At 49.5% G+C, this 430-nt stretch carries 1 protein-coding gene; it reads left to right on the forward strand.

The genetic code is table 11. The features are described from left to right. On the forward strand, positions 1-430 hold a 430-nt coding region (locus AB4375_RS21640), incomplete at both ends, for a cadherin-like domain-containing protein (protein ID WP_372052517.1).

Consider the following 430-nt stretch of genomic DNA (forward strand, 5'->3'; position numbering starts at 1 on the left):
CCACAAGACCAACAATTCAGCGTTGAAGAAGACGGCACACTTATTTTCACTGATGCTGACCTATTAACAGGTGCGACTGATATTGAAGGCGACAACCTAACGGTTGAAGGTGTGACCTACGATGGTGGCGACGGTATCCTTACCGACAACGGTAACGGCACGTACACCTTTGCGCCAAATGAAAACTTCAATGGTGACGTAAACTTCGGCTTCGATGTGTCAGACGGAACCGATACGGTCTCTGCCAACATCGATGTAAGTGTGACTGCGGTTGATGATGCGCCTGTGTCTGGTGACCTAGCGTACTCAATCGATGAAGACGGTTCTATCCGTCTAAGCCAAGAGCAACTGTTATCACAAGCATCAGATGTTGAAGGCGATGACCTAACAGCCAGCGGCTTAACGGTCGACGGTGATGCAACCGTTACTC

Source organism: Vibrio sp. 10N.261.51.C6, assembly GCF_041471785.1.
In the GTDB taxonomy this organism is placed as follows: domain Bacteria; phylum Pseudomonadota; class Gammaproteobacteria; order Enterobacterales; family Vibrionaceae; genus Vibrio; species Vibrio crassostreae_C.